This is a genomic window from Parabacteroides sp. APC149_11_2_Y6 (assembly GCF_054506995.1).
The window spans coordinates 3,830,932-3,850,929 of sequence record NZ_CP173709.1 but is presented as its reverse complement, the minus strand read 5'-3'; the positions used below and the strand labels follow the sequence as shown (position 1 = coordinate 3,850,929).

Sequence of the window (19,998 nt, the reverse complement as noted above, 5' to 3'; positions counted from 1 at the left end):
GTATTCATATATAGATCTCGACAAAAGAAGAGAGAGAAAACAAGAAGCTGGGATGACAATCCCGGGCTAGAAAAGTTGACAGTCCTATAGCTCAGTTGGTTAGAGCGCTACACTGATAATGTAGAGGTCGGCAGTTCAACTCTGCCTGGGACTACTTCTTAAAAGTTGACAGTTGACAATTGAAAGTTGACAGTTAACGATAAAGAAAAACTCAAATCCGGTTTACAGTCAGGGTGTGGGACAAAAAACAGTCCATTGTCACATTTCAACTGTCACCTGAACCTTGGGGGATTAGCTCAGCTGGCTAGAGCATCTGCCTTGCACGCAGAGGGTCAACGGTTCGAATCCGTTATTCTCCACAAAAAAAGGGATATTGGACAACATAGTTGCTTAATTGTCAACTGTCACTTGTCAACTGTCACCTGAAAAAGATCTTTGACGTATTGGACAACTTCAAAAAAAAGTAACAAAACAGAGCAAGCTGAAGATATATCAATCCGGCACTAAGTGGTGCCGTGTATAAAGAAAGTAAGCAAGGGCAGACGGTGGATGCCTTGGCTCTCGGAGGCGAAGAAGGACGTGATAAGCTGCGATAAGCTTCGGGTAGGTGCAAATAACCATTGATCCGAGGATTTCCGAATGGGGCAACCCGGTTGGTAGAAGGCCAATCATTCCGTAAGGAAGGCAAACGTGGGGAACTGAAACATCTAAGTACCCATAGGAGAAGAAAACAACAGTGATTCCGCAAGTAGTGGCGAGCGAACGCGGAACAGCCCAAACCGTTGTTGTTTAGGCAACAACGGGGTAGTAGGACCACGACGTGGCAAAAACTCAGGGAAGTGGAACGTTCTGGAAAGGACGGCAACAAACGGTGACAGCCCGGTACACGACTCCCTGACGCAGCCTAGTGGTATCCTGAGTAGCGCGGGACACGAGAAATCCTGTGTGAATCAGCGGGGCCCATCCCGTAAGGCTAAATACTCCCGAGAGACCGATAGCGAACCAGTACCGTGAGGGAAAGGTGAAAAGAACCTCGAACAGAGGAGTGAAATAGACCCTGAACCCGTCTGCCTACAAGCGGTCGGAGCCACATTAAGTGGTGACGGCGTGCCTTTTGCATAATGAACCTACGAGTTACTTTCTCCGGCAAGGTTAAGTATTTCAGGTACGGAGCCGAAGCGAAAGCGAGTCTTAACAGGGCGACATAGTCGGAGGGAGTAGACGCGAAACCAAGTGATCTACCCTTGGTCAGGTTGAAGGTTGGGTAACACCAACTGGAGGACCGAACCGGTAAGCGTTGAAAAGCTTTCGGATGAACTGAGGGTAGGGGTGAAAGGCTAATCAAACTTGGAGATAGCTCGTACTCCCCGAAATGCATTTAGGTGCAGCCTTTATTTAGTATAGCATGAGGTAGAGCGACTGATTGGATGCGAGGGCTTCACCGCCTATCAAGTCCAGATAAACTCCGAATGCGTGCTATATATTGATAAGGAGTGAGGGCGCGGGTGCTAAGGTCCGCGTCCGAGAGGAGAAGAATCCAGACCATCAGCTAAGGTCCCCAAATAACGGTTAAGTTGAACTAACGAAGTCAGACTGCAGAGACAGCTAGGATGTTGGCTTGGAAGCAGCCATTCATTTAAAGAGTGCGTAACAGCTCACTAGTCGAGGAGTCCGGCGTGGATAATACTCGGGCATAAACCGTTTACCGAAGCTATGGATGTGGTAACACATGGTAGGGGAGCATTCCAGTGGCGTCGAAGGTGAGGGATAACCCTTGCTGGAGTAACTGGAAAAGCAAATGTAGGTATAAGTAACGATAAAGGGGGTGAGAAACCCCCTCGCCGAAAGACTAAGGTTTCCTGATCAACGTTAATCGGATCAGGGTAAGTCGGGGCCTAAGGATAAGCCGAACGGCGATTCCGATGGAAGAAAGGGTTAATATTCCCTTACTAGTACAGTGAGCGATGTGGAGACGGAGAAGTGACAATCCTGCCATCTGACGGAATAGGTGGTTAAAGGGTGTAGACGTCGACGGGTGTAGGCAAATCCGCACCCAGAGTCGAACCTGACAGTATGCCGAGTGCTTGCACAAGGCAATATGGATGTAAACAGGCTCCCTAGAAAATCCGCTAAGCATATCATTGTAGTACCCGTACCACAAACGGACACACGTAGTTGGGTTGAAAATACTGAGGCGCTCGAGTGATTCACGGTTAAGGAACTAGGCAAATTGACCCTGTAACTTCGGGATAAAGGGTCCCACTGTAACAGGTGGGCGCAGAGAATAGGTCCAGGCAACTGTTTAACAAAAACACATGGCTGTGCGAAATAGAAATATGAAGTATACAGCCTGACACCTGCCCGGTGCTGGAAGGTTAAGAGGAGATGTCATCGCAAGAGAAGCATTGAATTGAAGCCCCAGTAAACGGCGGCCGTAACTATAACGGTCCTAAGGTAGCGAAATTCCTTGTCGGGTAAGTTCCGACCTGCACGAATGGTGTAATGATCTGGACACTGTCTCAACCGTGAGCTCGGTGAAATTGTAGTATCGGTGAAGATGCCGATTACCCGCGATGGGACGAAAAGACCCCGTGAACCTTTACTATAGCTTTACATTGAATTTGGGCACTTGATGTGTAGGATAGGCCGGAGGCAACGAAGCAGGTACGCCAGTATTTGTGGAGCCGTCGTTGAAATACGGCCCTTTGATTGTTTGAGTTCTAACCCGCGGCATGCGGGGACACTGTATGGTGGGTAGTTTGACTGGGGTGGTCGCCTCCAAAAGAGTAACGGAGGCTTCTAAAGGTACCCTCAGACCGATTGGTAACCGGTCGCAGAGTGTAATGGCATAAGGGTGCTTGACTGGGAGACAAACAAGTCGATCAGGTAGGAAACTAGAGCATAGTGATCCGGTGGTTCCGCATGGAAGGGCCATCGCTCAAAGGATAAAAGGTACTCCGGGGATAACAGGCTGATCATTCCCAAGAGCTCATATCGACGGAATGGTTTGGCACCTCGATGTCGGCTCGTCACATCCTGGGGCTGGAGAAGGTCCCAAGGGTTGGGCTGTTCGCCCATTAAAGTGGCACGCGAGCTGGGTTCAGAACGTCGTGAGACAGTTCGGTCTCTATCTATCGTGGGCGTAGGAGATTTGAGGGGTTCTGACACTAGTACGAGAGGACCGTGTTGGACAGACCACTGGTTTACCGGTTGTACCGCCAGGTGCACCGCCGGGTATCTAAGTCTGGATTGGATAAGTGCTGAAAGCATCTAAGTACGAAGCCAGCCTCAAGATAAGATCTCCCTAAAGGGTCGTTGTAGACTACAACGTTGATAGGCTACAGGTGTAAGGGCAGTAATGTCGAAGCCGAGTAGTACTAATAGCCCGAGACTTTCTTATACGTAAAGGATTGATATATCAGCAGATGGCGAAAGCCATATGGCTCGAAGAGTTACTCCAAAATATGGAGTTGTCCAGTCAAAATCTTAATAAACGATATTAAGGTGGTTATAGCGTTGGGGATCCACCTCTTCCCATTCCGAACAGAGAAGTTAAGCCCAACCACGCCGATGGTACTGCGTAAAAGTGGGAGAGTAGGTAGCCGCCGTCTTAAATAAGCGAAAGCTTAGAGAGGAAAAGGAGTTAGTCGAAAGGCTGACTCCTTTTTTCGTATGTGGCGATATGGGCACAGAACGAAGAACGAGGTAAGCTTAATCCGCTCTATCCGCGTTATCCGTAAACCTCGTTCTTCGTATCATCTGAGTATATTATTCATGTATTTCTTTCCGATTATTGTAGGTTTATTTGCTGTATAGGATTTCTTTCCTATCTTTGTATTCGCTGTCTGTTTTCTTGTATTGTATTGAGCAGATAGCGCTTGAATACTACGTTTTCGGTGATTGTTCTTATAATATGAATATTGATTATTAAGAGCGGTTTTTCTGGAGATATAATGGAATGGCATAGATAATAAAAAATAACTGTAAAGGTATTGCATTTGTGTTTAGTTTTTTCGTACCTTTGCAAGGTTTTTACACTAAAAGGCTTTGGGAAAATTTAATTTATATAATGTAGATTTGAAAAATCTCACTTCAGGAGTACACGAATTCGAGTACTTATTGGAGAATAAGTTTTTTGTGGACATCGACGGAGATCAAGTCCAGAAGGGTAAAGTAAAGGTAAATCTTACTGTAAAAAGGACCTCTTCGATGTTTGAAATGAACTTTCGTATAGAAGGAGTGGTTATGGTTCCATGCGACAGATGTCTGGATGATATGGAAATTCCAGTTGAGACCAATAATCGTCTGATTGTAAAGTTCGGAAAGGAATACGCTGAAGAAAGCGATGAGATTGTGATTATACCGGAAGATGAAGGTGCTATTAACATCGCATGGTTCTTGTATGAGTTTATTGCATTAGCTATTCCAATGAAACATGTTCATGCTCCGGGGAAATGTAATAAGGCAATGTCTTCTAAGTTGAAGAAACATTCGGCAAGAAGCACGGAAGACGGAGATGATGAATTCGAAGATAGTGGTGATGAAGATATTGCTATCGACGAAGATGTAAATGTAATGACCGATCCGCGTTGGGATGGTCTGAAAGGTTTAATAGAGAATGATAACAATTAAATAAATTAAAACATGGCACATCCTAAAAGAAGACAAGGTAAGACAAGAACAGCGAAGAGAAGAACTCATGACAAAGCTGTAGCACCTACAATGGCTATCTGCCCTAACTGCGGTGCATGGCATATTTATCACACTGTATGTGGTGAATGCGGTTATTACAGAGGTAAGTTAGCTATCGAAAAAGAAGCTGCAGTCTGAGTTTATCATCACTGAGTTAGTCTTGGTAAATCAAAGAATAGCCCTAAAATTTCTTTTTAGGGCTTTTTTTTAATTAGGATAATTGTCCTATTTATTTTTTTAAGTTATGGATAAAATTAATGCGGTTATAACGGGGGTTGGCGGATATGTTCCGGAAGATGTGTTGACAAACGAAGATATTTCGAAAATGGTCGATACAACAGACGAATGGATCATGACGCGTGTAGGCATAAAAGAACGTCGTATATTGAAAGGAGAAGGCAAAGGTACTTCTTACATGGGTATACGCGCAGTAAATCAACTGCTTGAAAAGACAAAAGTCAAACCGGAAGAAATCGAAGTGATTTTGACTGCGACAACGACTGCAGATCATCATTTCCCAACGACTTCTTCTATCATTGCTTACCATACCGGGTGTAAAAATGCAATGACTTTTGATGTACAAGGTGCTTGTGCCGGCTTTTTATATGCATTGGAAACAGGAGCCAACTATATTCGTTCCGGGCGCTATTCGAAAGTAATAGTCGTAGCCGGAGATAAAATGACCGCTATTACAGATTATACGGACCGTTCTACCTGTCCGTTGTTCGGAGATGCTTGTGGCGCCGTTTTACTTGAACCTACAACAGAAAACTTTGGTGTAATGGATACAATCCTGCGTACGGATGGTGTCGGTTACTCGCATTTGATTATGAAATCCGGGGGATCGGCTTATCCTCCCAGCCATGAAACAGTTGATAATCGTGAACATTTTGTTTTCCAGGATGGGAAATATGTGTTCAAGTATGCTGTATCCTATATGGCGGATGTGGCTGCCGAAATAGCGGAACGTAATCAGTTAACACATGATGATATTGCCTGGATTGTCCCCCATCAGGCTAATTTGCGTATTATAGATGCAACAGCCAAACGCCTGGGTGTGGATATGGACAAGGTAATGATTAATATTCAGAAATATGGCAATACCAGTGCCGGAACAATTCCTATCTGTCTTTGGGAGTGGGAGAAGCAATTGAAGAAAGGGGACAACCTGATCCTTGCTGCTTTTGGTGCCGGATTTACCTGGGGTGCAATTTATCTTAAATGGGGTTATGATGGAGAACAAGCATAAATCCGGGTTTGTTAATATTGTCGGTAATCCGAACGTAGGGAAATCTACGCTGATGAACCGTTTGGTAGGGGAACGTATCTCTATCATCACGTCGAAAGCGCAGACTACCCGTCATCGTATTATGGGGATTGTGAATACCGATGATATGCAGATTGTGTATTCAGACACGCCGGGGGTACTGCAGCCGAATTATAAGTTGCAGGAATCCATGCTTAACTTTTCACAGTCGGCTTTAGGTGATGCCGATGTGCTCTTATACGTAACCGATGTCGTTGAGACAATCGATAAGAATGAAGAATTTCTTCTGCGTGTGCAGAAAATGGAGTGTCCTGTTTTGTTGCTGATAAACAAGATTGATACGACTACCCAGCCGGAACTGGAAAAACTGGTTGCCAACTGGAAGGAACTTCTTCCGAAAGCCGAAATCATTCCGATTTCAGCTTTATCGAACTTCAATATAGATTATGTAAAGCGCAGGGTGGAAGATTTGATGCCCGAATCGCCTCCCTATTTTGAAAAAGATGCGTTGACAGACAAACCCGCCCGCTTCTTCGTGACAGAGATTATCCGCGAGAAAATACTTTTGTATTATCAGAAGGAAATCCCCTATGCAGTGGAAGTCGTTGTGGAGCTGTTCAAGGAAGATGCGGATATGATACATATCAAAGCGCTCATCATTGTGGAACGCGATTCCCAGAAGGGAATTATTATCGGGCACCGCGGGCAGGCTCTTAAAAAGGTAGGAGCCATGGCACGTAAAGATATAGAACGTTTCTTCGAGAAAAAGGTATTCCTGGAAATGTTTGTCAAGGTTGAAAAAGACTGGCGCAACAGGGATAACATACTGAAGAATTTCGGATATCAGTTGGATTAGAGCCCCGGCTCTTAAAAATGAATTGTAGTTTATGGGAAATATTGTTGCAATAGTTGGCAGGCCCAACGTAGGTAAGTCCACTCTTTTTAATCGCCTTACTCAGTCCCGTCAGGCGATTGTGAATGAGGAGGCAGGTACAACTCGCGACCGCCAGTATGGCAAAGTAGAGTGGACGGGTAAAGAATTTTCGCTGATCGACACAGGCGGATGGGTAGTAAACTCGGAAGATATTTTCGAAGGAGAAATCAATAAACAGGTACAAGTGGCATTGGAAGAAGCCGATGTGATTTTGTTTGTTGTCGATGTGATGAGCGGCATCACCGATTTGGATAATGAGGTAGCCGACATCCTTCGTCGCACAAAGAAGCCTGTGGTGGTGGTGGCCAATAAAGCGGACAACTTCGACCTTCATCCGGCTTCCGCCGAATTTTATGGATTTGGTTTGGGCGACCCGTTCTGTGTTTCGGCTATCAACGGCTCTTGTTCCGGTGATTTATTGGACAAGATTATAGAGTTGCTGCCCGAAGATAAACAGGAAATAGTAGAGGAAGATATTCCCCGTATCGCCATTATCGGTCGTCCGAATGCAGGCAAATCTTCTTTGATTAATGCGTTTATCGGGGAAGACCGCCATATAGTAACGGATATTGCCGGTACGACACGCGATTCCATTTATACGAAATACAATAAGTTCGGCCTTAATTTCTATCTGGTGGATACCGCCGGTATCCGTAAGAAAGGAAAGGTGAACGAAGACCTGGAATATTATTCGGTTATCCGCTCCATCCGTGCGATTGAAAATTCGGATGTCTGCGTGTTGATGCTGGATGCTACCCGTGGTATCGAAAGCCAGGATTTGAATATCTTCTCGCTGGTGCAGAAAAATAAGAAAGGATTGGTAGTCTGTGTGAACAAATGGGATTTGGTAGAAGACAAGAGCCAGAAGGTGATTGATACGTTTACGAATGCCATTCGCGAACGGTTGGCTCCATTTACGGATTTCCCGATTTTGTTTATTTCGGCACTGACCAAGCAACGTATCCTGAAAGTATTGGAGACAGCTGAAGCGGTTTACAAGAACCGCCAGCGTCGTGTCCCGACTGCCAAGTTGAATGAAATCATGTTGCCGATTATCGAGAATTATCCGCCGCCCGCATGGAAAGGCAAATACATCAAGATTAAATATATCACCCAGCTTCCGGCAGGACAAGTTCCTTCCTTTGTTTTCTTCTGTAACCTGCCTCAGTGGATAAAGGACCCGTACAAACGTTTCCTTGAAAACAAGATTCGTGAGAATTGGGAATTTACGGGGACTCCGGTTAATATATTTATCAGGGAAAAATAGGAATTGTAAGGTTTGTATTGATAAGATAATGAAAGAGGCTGTAATCTTGGGGTTACAGTCTTTTTTTCTGGCTGAAATTTTGAAAGGCAGATAAAAATGTCGATTTTTGTCGAATATTGAATAGTTAATTATTTATCTAAATCTGTCATCATTTTCTCTATCGTCTGTTTCACTGTCGGCAGATCGTTTTTCATGACATCGAAAATCACGTCAGCATCATCTTGGTTTAGTGGTTTCCAGGTAAACATCGACATCGCTATCCTCAGTCTGTTCTTCCCAGGCAACAGAACCGAAGATGCCCATCCGAGTAATATGGTATTTGCCGGCATTATTGGTTACATAATCTTGTAAAATGTTTATATATTCGGCTGTCGTTTTGATAAGCATTGTTTTTAATTGAACCAAAAATAGATATTATTTTTGGTTTCTTTCTCCCAGTCACAGAAATATTCAGGAGAAACATATCCGCGGGTAACAAATGGGTCATTCAGTATTGTCATACAGGATTCTTTTTATGTAAAGATAATTATTATAAGATGATAATTCTGTTATGGTATAAAAAACTTGATGAGACGCAGGGGGAGATTGAAAAAAAATGACGTGGATAACACAAGAAAACGCGGATAAATAAAATTTGTATATAGATTATACACTCATGTATTCATCCGCGTTTTCCGCGAAATCCGCGTCAAAAATTAATCTCCGCGTCTTGTATCCGATAATCCGTCTCTTACAGCGTATTCAGTAACCTACTCAATTCATTCACCATCTCTGCCGCCGTCTGTTGTGTTTCGGCCAAGCCTTCCGGAGTGAATTTGGCAACTGCTTTGTTCAGCTTTTCCAGTTTGCTTTTAGCACCTTTGGCTGCCAGTTCTTCGCGAAGGATACGAACTTTTTCGCAGTCCTGAATGCCTTCGACCAAACGTTCGAAACGGATACTGCTTCTCGGTCCCGGATAGATGCTGTAGGTATCGCCGGCAGCCCATGTACGGAAACGGGAGTCGCGAAGCGGGTCGGCAGTCCAACTGTTTACAGCCCAACGCAGGTAACCGTCGTAACCTCCGGCAATGGCGTGCAATACAGTCCAAGGGGCTTCGGCCGGGTCGGAGAATGTGAATGTGTTGGGGAAAGCTTCCGAGCAACAAGTATAAACCGTACTGATTTGTCCGGCCTTCTCGCGGGCAGCCTTTACGTCAGCCGGGAATTTATGACCGTACGGGATGCTCAGGTAATACAGGTCGGATTGGATTTCAGGATGATAGTTTCCAGCCAAAGTGATTTTAAATTCAGGGTCGGCCTGTTTGATCACTTTGATAGCTTCGCGCATGGCTTCCATAGGACGTTCGTCCATCGAAATAGCCGTCTTCTCGAACCAACCCTTTTCACGCAGGTGACGGGAGAAATCTTTCAGGAAAGTACCCCAATATTCAGCATATTCGGCATCACCCGGCTTGGCATTGATAAATTGTACACGGTTGGTAGCCTGGTCGTAATAGTCGAAAGTCAATGCCCACGGAATCATCGTATAGCAACTGATTAAATCTTTGATACCTATTTCATTCATCATAAATTCAACCCATTTGTCGAATACCGTATAATCATATTCCCATGTGCCGTCGATTTTCTTCATGCGGAACACCATGCTGTCGAAATGGTCTTCGGTTTGTCCCGCCCATGGTTTGTGCATGATGCTGGCGGTGATTGCACGCTGTCCGGCATTGGCAAGCATTTTCATGATGGGACGCATGGCATCGAAATGCGCTTTGCTCCATAAAGGAACTTGGTAATAGCGGGCTACGGAATACGGGTTCTGCCATAAGTCCAGATGGAATTTCCAGTCTTTCGGTTCCGGCAGTGTACGGTTCAATACATCGATTTCCACTTGCAGGTTCATCGGCTGGAAATTCTTGCCTGAAACAGTCAGTGTGCCTTTATATTTTCCGGGGCGGGCGTCGAACGGAACCCATACATTCATCCATATCGGTTGAGTGGTGCGGGCTTGGATGTCGTGGATTTTTACAATATCCAAAACATCGGCAACAACGGAAGAATCCCATTCCGCTTTGTTTTCGCGATGTCCGCAACCGCCTTTGCGGTCTTTATTTAATTCGTCGGTCATCACATAGCGGACGAAATTAGTAGTGACAGCAGAAGACGGGATAACGGCACTGCCGTTTTTCAGGTCGCTGACTGTGATGGTTGCTCCTTCCAGATTTTCTTTTGTCCATAATACGGCTTGGGCATTTATCCGTTCGCCTTTCCATGCTTTGGATTGCAGGCGGGATGTTTTTGCCACTTCCGGTACGTTCAGTTTCTTATAACGGATGTCGGTGGAACCCCAGCTAAGTTGCACAGGCTTGGCTTGTTTGTCCCAGACAGCTTCACTATCATGAGGTTTTGTGTCTGTCAGTTCCTGATAGTCACCCAACGGGTATTTTTCAGCTTGTTGTGCCATGCAAACGGGACCGAATGCTAACAGGGCGCAAAGGATAATAGCGTTTTTCATGTATAAATATGTTTTTTGATTGAGCGGATAAAGGTAATAAAAATTTCCAGTTATGCCCGTAATCCGAGGGATATTGAGTAACTTGCGCCCCAAATTCAATCCAACATTTAAACATGAAAGATTTTCTCCGCGTATTAAGGCGTTTTGTGCCTCCTTATAAGAAATTTATGGTATGGAATGTGATATTTAATGTCCTGTCCGCCATCTTAAACCTCTTCTCTTTTGCCTTGATAATTCCCATCTTGAATGTCTTGTTTAAAATCAGTGATGAGACTTATTCGTATATGGATTGGACATTCAATCCCTTGTCATTTGAAGCTTGGAAAGCAACCCCGGAATTATTGAAGAATAATTTTTTCTGGTTTGTTTCCGATATGATAGAAACACGCGGGGGCTCCTTTACGCTGATTATATTAGGCATTTTCCTTATTGTATCTACTTTCCTGAAGGTAGGAACCATGTATATGGCATTTTACACGATGATACCTATCCGCACCGGCGTAGTACGTGATATCCGTAACCAGATAAACCGCAAGATAACGGAATTGCCGTTGGGTTTCTTCTCTGAAGAGCGGAAAGGCGATATCATAGCGCGCGTATCCGGTGATGTAAACGAGATAGAGGCGTCTATTATGAGTTCGCTGGATATGCTTTTCAAAAACCCGATTCTGATTCTTATTTATCTGATTGGAATGATTGCCATTAGCTGGCAGTTGACCTTGTTTGTATTTATCCTGTTGCCGATTGCCGGTTATGTTATGGGACAGGTCGGAAAGAAATTGAAACGTAAATCTTTTGAAGGACAGCAACAGTGGGGGTATCTGATGAGCCAGATAGAGGAAACGCTTGGGGGGCTCCGTATCATCAAAGCATTTAATGCGGAGAAGAAAATACAGCAACGTTTTGAAAAAAGCAACGATATTTTCCGTCAACTGACCAACCGTATTTACCGCCGTCAACAGATGGCGCATCCGATGAGTGAGTTTCTTGGAACGGCAACGATAGCTATTGTCCTGTGGTATGGAGGTACGTTGATTTTAAGTAGCAACAGTCCGATAGATGCTTCAACGTTTATTTATTACCTGGTAATTTTCTACAGTATTATCAATCCGGCAAAGGATTTGAGCAAATCCGTATATGCCATCCAGAAAGGGCTGGCATCCATGGAGCGTGTCGATAAAATATTACAGGCGGAAAGCAACATCAATAATCCGGCAAATCCGAAACCGATAGCTCTGAACGAATGTATCCGCTATAATGACGTTTGGTTCAAATACCAGCATGACTGGATATTGAAAGGTATTAATTTGACTATACCGAAGGGTAAAACTGTCGCATTAGTCGGACAGTCGGGTTCCGGAAAAAGTACCCTTGTGGATTTATTACCCCGCTTCTATGATGTGGATAAAGGTGGAATTACCATTGACGGAACCGATGTGCGGGAGGCAACTCTCTACGATTTGCGGGGATTGATGGGAAATGTAAATCAGGAAGCCATCCTGTTTAATGATACGTTCTTCAATAATATTTCTTTTGGTGTGGAAGGTGCCACTTTGGAACAAGTGCAGGAAGCTGCCCGTATTGCCAATGCGCATGAATTTATTATGGCGAGTGAAGAAGGGTACGATACGAATATCGGCGACCGTGGAGGAAAATTATCCGGAGGCCAACGCCAGCGTATCAGTATTGCCCGTGCCATTTTAAAGAATCCGCCGATTCTGATACTCGATGAAGCGACTTCCGCTCTCGATACCGAATCCGAACGTCTGGTACAGGAAGCCCTGGAAAATTTGATGCGCAACCGTACAACAATTGTGATTGCCCACCGTCTTTCCACCATCCGCAATGCAGATGAAATATGTGTGATGCATGAAGGCGAGATTGTAGAACGCGGACGCCATGATGAACTGTTGGAACGGGACGGCTATTATAAGCGTCTGTGTGATATGCAGAGTTTCTGAAAATCTAAACTAAATAATGCCTATGAAAACTAAATTATCGGGTGTGGGACGGAAATGGTTCCCACTCTGTATGGCTTTGTCCCTTTTATTCCTATGGGGATGTAATGTGCCGGAGATGAAATCCGGGAATGCCTTGTCTTATTATTTTGATACTCCGGCCCGGATTTGGGAAGAAACCTTTCCTTTGGGGAATGGACGTTTAGGAATGATGCCGGACGGAGGTGTCGACTCAGAAAAATTTGTTTTGAATGAAATATCCATGTGGTCCGGCAGCAAGCAGGTTACGGATAATCCCCAGGCTTTATATGCACTTCCTGCTATCCGTAAGTTATTATTTGAAGGACGTAATGATGAAGCACAGGAACTGATGTATCGGACTTTTGTATGTAAAGGTCCTGGTAGCGGTGAAGGGCAGGGGGCAAAGGTGCCGTATGGAAGTTACCAACTGTTTGGAAATTTGCTGCTCGATTACGAATATCCTTCCGGCAAAGATTCCGTTTCTGCCTACAATCGTACATTAAATTTGAATGAAGCTATCGCATCCGTTTCTTTCCGTAAGGGAAAGACTACTTTCAATCGTGAAGCTTTTACTTCTTTTTCCGATGACCTGGGTGTTATCCGTTTGACGGCAGACGTTGATAATTCGTTGAATTTTTCAGTAGGAATGAACCGTCCCGAGCATTATAAAGTATTTACTGAAGGGAACGACTTACTGATGCAAGGACGCTTATTCGACGGCGTGGATACAATGGAGATGAAAGGTATGCAATATGCGTCCCGTGTTCGGGTACTTCTTCCGAAAGGCGGAAGGGTTATTGCAAATGATAGTTCTGTTTCTGTAAAAAATGCGACGGAAGCAATTTTGTTAGTGAGCATGGCTACCGATTATTTTGAAAAGGAGCCGGAAGCAAAGGTTCAGTCTTTATTGGCAAAAGCTGAAAAGAAGGATTATGCTACGTTAAGAAAAGAACATATTGCGGCTTATCGTTCCTTGTTCGGGCGTGTGGAACTGGATCTGGGACATACGGAAAGGGAGAATCTTCCAATGGATAAGCGGCTGGAAGCATTTAACAAGGATAAGAATGATCCCAGTTTGGCTGCCTTATATTTCCAGTTCGGACGTTATTTATTAATATCGTCTACGCGTGTCGGTTTATTACCTCCCAACTTACAGGGCTTGTGGTGCAATACGATCAATACCCCTTGGAATGGCGATTATCATTTGAATATCAATCTGCAAATGAATCATTGGCCGGCAGAAGTAACCAATTTGTCCGAATTGCATCTTCCGTTAGCAGAATGGACTAAACAACAGGTGGCAAGCGGTGAACAGACTGCAAAGGCTTTTTATAATGCTCGTGGATGGGTAACGCATATTCTGGGTAATGTATGGGAATTTACTGCTCCCGGCGAACATCCTTCCTGGGGGGCGACCAATACTTCCGCCGCATGGTTGTGTGAACATTTATACATGCATTATTTATATACGCAGGATAAGGAATACCTGAAAGATGTATATCCGGTGATGAAAGGGGCTTCCCTATTTTTTGTGGATATGCTGGTAAAAGACCCGCGTAATGGTTTCTTGGTGACAGCTCCTACCACTTCTCCGGAAAATGCTTATAAATTACCGAATGGTAAGGTTGTTTCTATCTGTGCCGGCTCGACAATGGATAACCAGATTTTACGTGAACTGTTTACTAATACGATAGATGCAGCAGCCATTCTGGGGATAGATTCTGCTTTTTCTGAAGAATTGGCAGTTAAAAGGGCGGGCTTGATGCCTACGACGATTGGTAAGGATGGCCGTATCATGGAATGGTTGGAACCGTATGAAGAAGTAGAACTGCATCATCGCCATGTTTCTCATTTATATGGTTTGTATCCGGGAAATGAAATTTCAATGGAACAAACACCTCAACTTGCCGAGGCTGCACGTAAGTCGTTGGAAGCGCGTGGAGACCAAAGTACAGGATGGTCGATGGCATGGAAGATTAATTTCTGGGCGCGTTTGTACGATGGCGACCATTGCTATAAGTTGCTTGGAGATTTATTGCGTCCATGTGTAGATAAGACAACAAATATGACAAATGGCGGTGGTACGTATCCGAATCTTTTCTGTGCGCATCCGCCTTTCCAGATTGATGGTAATTTTGGAGGTACGGCTGGTATAGCAGAAATGTTGCTTCAAAGCCAAACAGGTGCAATTGAATTGTTGCCAGCTTTGCCTTCTGCATGGAAAGAAGGTAGTTTTAAAGGCTTGAAAGTTCGTGGTGGAGGTGAAGTTTCTGCCAAGTGGCAAGATAATAAACTGACGGAGGCAACGCTGAAAGCTCTTGTTCCCGGTACTTTCCATATCAAGTTACCAGCTAATTCTGAAAACTTAAGCATCCATATCAACCAAAAAGCGGTCTCTCTACCGGTTGTAAATGGAATGTTATTTTGTGAACTTCAATCGGGTTCGGAATTGTTGCTTCAATTCTGAACGGGGGAAAAATAGTTGACAGTTGACAGTTAGTGGCGAGCGGGATTTTTAAAACATAAAAAAGGAGCAATTTTCTTTGGGTAGAATTTGCTCCTTTCGTTTATTTTGTTATCACCTGTCACCTGTCACCTGTCACCTGTCACCTGTCACCTGTCACCTGTCACCTGTCACCTGTCACCTGTCACCTGTCACCTGTCACCTGAATCAATGGTTCGTTCCTTCAAATAAATCATGATTTTCCGTACTTTGTTTTCCCTTAATTTTGAAGTTATTGAAAGTGTAACTCAATGTCAAAGTTATTAAAGGATAATTCGGCCGGATATGGGTGATGGATTGTAAGTCCGAAGTCGTAATATTACTTACGTACCTTGCCGAATTGAAGACATCACGGAAGGCAAGTGTAGCAGTGAGTCTTCGCTTCATTAATTGTTGCCGGACGGCAAGGTTTGCATACCAGAATGCGTCTGTACGTCCCTGGGTGGTTACAGAAGGACCTACAAAATTACCATCCAGTTGTATACGTGTATTTTTACCGATGTCAAACGAGTTGTTCCAAACAATGTCGTAGTTGGTACTCTTTTCGTTTTTGCCATCCAGTTTATATTGGTTCTCTACTTTATAATGATAGAGGCTCCCGTTCAAATTGATATTCCACCAACGCGTTACCTGCACTTGCCCGCTTAATTCTAATCCGGTAGAGTAGTCGTGTCCCACATTCGCCATAGAGTCTAGTGTGACGCCAGCCTGAAAAGGAACGCGTAAACGTTCTATCTTATCTTTCCTGCTACGGTGGAAAAGTGTTGCAGATAATGTATGTTCGCCAATGTTCTTTTTATAATTCAGTTCAAAGGAGTTGATATATTCGGAGCGAATGTCCGGGTTCCCGATTTCAGCAGAATAGAAGTCACGATAAGTTATATATGGCTCCATGAAAAATAGCTCAGGACGTGTGATACGGCGTGAATAAGAGAACAACAACTTATGCTCTTTGGGAAAGTTGTATCCTAAATGGAAAGAAGGGAAAAACTCAAATTTGTTGTAAGTCCTGTCTTTTCCTTTTATAGAACTGCGTAGTACACGATGGGTATGCTCTCCACGAACACCAACTTGGAAATCGAACGCTTTGTAACTGTCTCCGATAATAGCATAGATAGAATTAATACCATGTTGGAAGTAGAAAGTATTATAAATATCATCTCTCCAATAGAATTCTTTTTTCTCCGGATTCCAGAATTGCATACTGTAGTCGCCGTCTTCCAGATAGGAGAAGTATTGGTAGCCCGTTTCTATATGTCCGGTTTTACTATAGGGATAGATGTAATCCAGATTCCCCCGGACAGTCCAACGATGTTCATCTTCCCACGCGCGGTGGCCTTGCTCACGCTCATTGTTCTTATTGTACAAGTCACTCTGGAAATATTCAAGCGCGTTGCCTCCGTATTTCAAATAGAAACTTGCTGATAATTCATGCCCCTTGTCATTAAACTTATGATTGGCACCGATAGTACCTTGGAAATAGGTCTCATGTAAATCATAATCATCCCGGCTATAATAATCCCCGTTTCCTATGATATTATTATGGGTGGAGCGGACTTCCGTATAATCGAGGTCTCCTTTTCGGGTACGTCCTCCGTAACCACCTTGCAGGTCTGCATTTAATGTTGTGTGGGGAAGGGTATAGCTCCATCCTGCTTTTAATGAATAGTCGAAATTATTACTCTCACGGGGACCATTGGAATGTGAGGTTGTGGCAGTATCGGAAACAATCGTGGTTTTCTCCTGGTCGAAATGGCTTTTCCTCAGGCGGTCGCTCCAGTTTCCACCGATATACCAGCGGGAAGCTTTGTTTTGTTGTGCCAGTAGAAAGTCCACTCCTCGGGACAGGAAGGTGCTTCCGGTTACGTTTACCATACCACTGAGGCCGTGTTGACTATGTTTCTTTGTTATAATATTGATAATACCCACATCTCCCCCTGTATCATGGCGGGCAGATGGTGTGGTGATGATTTCTATATTTTCAATATGGCTGGATGGTATTTGCTCCAGTGCCTGTGTACCGCTGAAAACGCTCGGTTTCCCGTCTACATAAACCATAAAACCACTACTGCCGCGGAAAGTGACTTCCCCTTCGGCATTTACACGGATAGAGGGCGTGTTTTCCAAAATATCAACAGCAGAACCGCCGCCTGCCAGTAGATTAGATGAGGCGCTGATTACTTTTTTGTCCAGTTTGTAAATGACTTGCTTTTTCTGGGCTACAATTTCAACTTCTGCTAATCCTACTTCAAGAGGTTTTAGAGATATAATTCCCAAATCTACTGTTTGCCGTGAAGGAATGATTTCTATATCGGTTTTTGAATACAGGTCGTAACCGACCAAACGAATTAACAAGCTGTATGTTCCGTCTTTGATGTCCGGTATATTGAAACTTCCATCCATTTCAGGTAGGGCCTGATATATAGGATTGGCATTTCCTTGCAGGAAAAGGAATACATCTGCTGCATCTATGGGATTGTTATTACTTGCATCCACAATTTTTCCTTTAATACGGGAGATTGGGGTGGCTAAGACAAAACAAGAAAAAGACAATAAGGTCAAGATGAGGTAAAAACACTTCTTCATTTTTTCATAACTTATTAACAAAGGCGTGAAGATAGTTCTTTTTGCTTTATTAGTAAACTGTATAGGTTTTATTAACGAAAAGATAAGATTCAACTTTAAGTAGTTAGCATTTACTGTTTGTCATATAAAGTATAGGAGATGAGAATTTTTATGTTTTACCTAAATCTTAAATGACTATGCGCAAAGTAATTATTTTATTAGGTCTTTTCGTAGGGGTGGTTACATCATGTACGGATTTGACGGAACATTTGGAAAACGGAAAGGCTACAAATGAAGGTTTGACTACAAAATCTTTAAATTCTAAAGTTAAGCCAAATGAATGGATAGGACTTTACTCCGATAATAATAAATTAGCAAATTTAGTTCTTTTCGGTTCTCATGATGCCGGGACATTTAAATGTATGTCCGGATGTGTCAAATGTCAAGATTTAAATATAGAAGATCAATTATCATGGGGCGTTCGTGTGTTTGATTGCCATTTGAATGAAGGAATGAATTTCTTTCATGGCGTCTCTTACTGTGAAATGGATTTTACAGATTTTGCAAAAACGTGCATAACCTTTTTACAATCTAATCAGAGGGAGTTTATTGTAGTAATGCTAAAAGCCGAAGATGCAAAAGGTCCGGGTCCTGTTTATAATGAGAATTTTCAAAAAAATGTAGATGAACTTGGCAGGGAGCATTTTTTGTTTGAGAAAGATTTGCTAAATCAACCGATTTCTGAATTAAGAGGGAAGATTGTTATGGTAACCCATGGATATAATGAAGGCAATTTAGGATATATAGAAGGTGCTCCACGAATAAACTGGCCGGATGATACAACTCAAAATCCTACTTCTGAAGTAAATGGATGTCTTCGTGTTGCTATAAGTGACCGCTATAAAGCCTATCCGGAAACAAAAGTCCGGGTTGTCAAAGAAGTTTTCCCTGAAATATTGCCAACTCTAAAAGAGGATCCTACCCGGTGGTTTTTGTTTTTTACTTCAGGGTATGATTTTTCAGGAAACTTTTATATACCGTATCCGAAAGGATATGCTGTTAGATTCCATAAGGAAGGATTGGATGTATTAAAAGAAAGCGCAGTTTATTTGAAAAGAGGAGGAACACTGATGATGGATTTTGTGGAAGATTGGACAGATTTGAGAAATTATATTTTAGAGACGGTTATCCTTCCTTTTTTAGATAATTCGAACAGCAATTGATTTGATAAAGAACAATCAAATACTATAATCCCTTGAAAATACAGACGCGGATAATACGGATCGTTTTTAGAGGTCCGTATATCCGCGTTTGGTTTATGGGGAATTTTAAAAGTCTTTCTTACGCAGGATGAAGTCTTTACCCAGATATTTTTCACGTACGATCTCGTTTTCTGCAAGCTGTTCGGCTGTTCCCTGAAACAATACTTTACCTTCAAACAGCAAGTAGGCACGGTCGCAGATACTTAACGTTTCATATACGTTGTGGTCCGTAATCAGAATACCGATATTTTTGTGTTTCAGTTTTGCTACGATACTTTGAATATCCTGTACGGCAATAGGGTCGACCCCGGCAAAAGGTTCGTCCAGCATAATAAATTTAGGGTCTATGGCCAGGCAGCGGGCAATTTCGGCACGGCGGCGTTCACCTCCGGACAACTGGTCTCCTAAATTCTTGCGTACTTTGTTCAGACCAAATTCGGAAATCAGGCTCTCCAGTTTTTCTTTTTGGTATTCGGCGGTTGTTTCCGTCATTTCCAATACAGAACGGATATTATCTTCAACTGTCATTTTACGGAAGATGGAAGCTTCCTGGGCCAAGTATCCGATACCGTTACGGGCACGTTTATATACGGGAAACTTAGTGATTTCCATATCATTCAGGAATATTCTGCCTTCATTGGGAGTTACCAAACCAACGGTCATGTAGAAAGTTGTAGTTTTACCTGCCCCGTTAGGCCCAAGCAATCCCACAATTTCTCCTTGTTTCACATTGATGGAAACGTGGTTAACTACGGTTCGTGTCTTATATTTTTTTACCAAATCCTCTGTACGGAGGACCATTTGCTCTTCATCTGCCATATCTAAAAAATCTTTGCACAAAGAAACGGAATTAATTTCTTCTGTACAAATAGGTGTATAGTGAAAATAGGATGAGTGCCATTGTGAGCCATTCATTATTCAAAAGCAATCAGGGTCTGTATCACTACAAACCCTGACCTTCTAATAAATGTGTCTAAATATTAGATATTGGGATATCCCATATTGTTAAGAACTCCAGCTTAA

General features: G+C 43.3%; 11 protein-coding genes, 2 tRNA genes, 2 rRNA genes and 1 pseudogene. 12 read left to right on the top strand and 4 right to left on the bottom strand.

Translation table 11 applies throughout. From position 1 onward, the window contains the following. The first annotated feature begins 80 nt into the window (after positions 1-80). From ACGE0T_RS16015 to der, 9 genes are all read left to right on the top strand, one after another. A tRNA-Ile gene (locus tag ACGE0T_RS16015) sits at positions 81-154 on the top strand. A gap of 131 nt (positions 155-285) precedes the next feature. Next, positions 286-359: transfer RNA gene (locus ACGE0T_RS16010), tRNA-Ala, on the top strand. A 163-nt stretch (positions 360-522) separates the two neighbouring features. After that, positions 523-3,400 (top strand): 23S ribosomal RNA (locus ACGE0T_RS16005). A 100-nt stretch (positions 3,401-3,500) separates the two neighbouring features. Then, positions 3,501-3,611: ribosomal RNA gene (gene rrf / locus ACGE0T_RS16000) — 5S ribosomal RNA — on the top strand. 436 nt (positions 3,612-4,047) lie between these two features. Next, entirely contained in the window at positions 4,048-4,632 is a 585-nt protein-coding gene (locus tag ACGE0T_RS15995) for a YceD family protein (RefSeq protein WP_459187606.1), read from the top strand. 12 nt (positions 4,633-4,644) lie between these two features. Further along, positions 4,645-4,830 carry a 50S ribosomal protein L32 gene (rpmF, locus tag ACGE0T_RS15990; RefSeq protein WP_005634607.1) on the top strand — a complete coding sequence of 62 codons (186 nt, stop codon included), beginning with the start codon at positions 4,645-4,647 and terminating at the stop codon, positions 4,828-4,830. 106 nt (positions 4,831-4,936) lie between these two features. Next, entirely contained in the window at positions 4,937-5,941 is a 1,005-nt protein-coding gene (locus ACGE0T_RS15985) for a beta-ketoacyl-ACP synthase III (RefSeq protein ID WP_459187605.1), read from the top strand. Then, positions 5,925-6,815 (top strand): GTPase Era, encoded by an 891-nt coding sequence (gene era, locus ACGE0T_RS15980; protein ID WP_459190492.1) that lies wholly within the window; start codon positions 5,925-5,927, stop codon positions 6,813-6,815. Before ACGE0T_RS15985 ends, era begins: the two co-directional genes overlap by 17 nt. Before the next feature lie 31 nt (positions 6,816-6,846). After that, a complete protein-coding gene (gene der, locus ACGE0T_RS15975) occupies positions 6,847-8,160 on the top strand; it encodes a ribosome biogenesis GTPase Der (protein WP_459187604.1) in 1,314 nt (437 codons plus the stop codon). A 222-nt stretch (positions 8,161-8,382) separates the two neighbouring features. Here the strand turns inward: der and ACGE0T_RS15970 are convergent. After that, positions 8,383-8,541, bottom strand: a pseudogene (locus tag ACGE0T_RS15970) (nucleotidyltransferase family protein); the annotation flags it as partial. A gap of 349 nt (positions 8,542-8,890) precedes the next feature. Further along, complete coding sequence (locus tag ACGE0T_RS15965; protein WP_459187603.1) at positions 8,891-10,666, bottom strand: DUF4091 domain-containing protein; 1,776 nt, start codon at positions 10,664-10,666, stop codon at positions 8,891-8,893. A gap of 113 nt (positions 10,667-10,779) precedes the next feature. Here ACGE0T_RS15965 and ACGE0T_RS15960 point away from each other — a divergent pair, with 113 nt between their 5' ends. Together ACGE0T_RS15960 and ACGE0T_RS15955 are read left to right on the top strand one after the other, a co-directional pair. Beyond that, positions 10,780-12,627, top strand: coding sequence for an ABC transporter ATP-binding protein (locus tag ACGE0T_RS15960; protein ID WP_459187602.1), 1,848 nt, complete (start codon positions 10,780-10,782; stop codon positions 12,625-12,627). Positions 12,628-12,697: 70 nt separating this feature from the next. Next, entirely contained in the window at positions 12,698-15,112 is a 2,415-nt protein-coding gene (locus ACGE0T_RS15955; RefSeq protein WP_459190491.1) for a glycoside hydrolase family 95 protein, read from the top strand. A gap of 204 nt (positions 15,113-15,316) precedes the next feature. On the opposite strand, the gene ACGE0T_RS15950 is transcribed toward ACGE0T_RS15955, so the two are convergent. Continuing rightward, positions 15,317-17,734 carry a TonB-dependent receptor gene (locus tag ACGE0T_RS15950; protein WP_459187601.1) on the bottom strand — a complete coding sequence of 806 codons (2,418 nt, stop codon included), beginning with the start codon at positions 17,732-17,734 and terminating at the stop codon, positions 15,317-15,319. A 176-nt stretch (positions 17,735-17,910) separates the two neighbouring features. Between ACGE0T_RS15950 and ACGE0T_RS15945 the strand changes: the two genes are divergently transcribed. Beyond that, positions 17,911-18,936: a PI-PLC domain-containing protein gene (locus ACGE0T_RS15945; protein WP_459187600.1), complete on the top strand. Its 1,026-nt coding sequence runs from the start codon at positions 17,911-17,913 to the stop codon at positions 18,934-18,936. Between the two features lie 105 nt (positions 18,937-19,041). Here ACGE0T_RS15945 and lptB read toward each other — a convergent pair whose 3' ends face one another. Then, positions 19,042-19,794 carry an LPS export ABC transporter ATP-binding protein gene (lptB, locus tag ACGE0T_RS15940; protein ID WP_459187599.1) on the bottom strand — a complete coding sequence of 251 codons (753 nt, stop codon included), beginning with the start codon at positions 19,792-19,794 and terminating at the stop codon, positions 19,042-19,044. Positions 19,795-19,998: the final 204 nt, after the last annotated feature.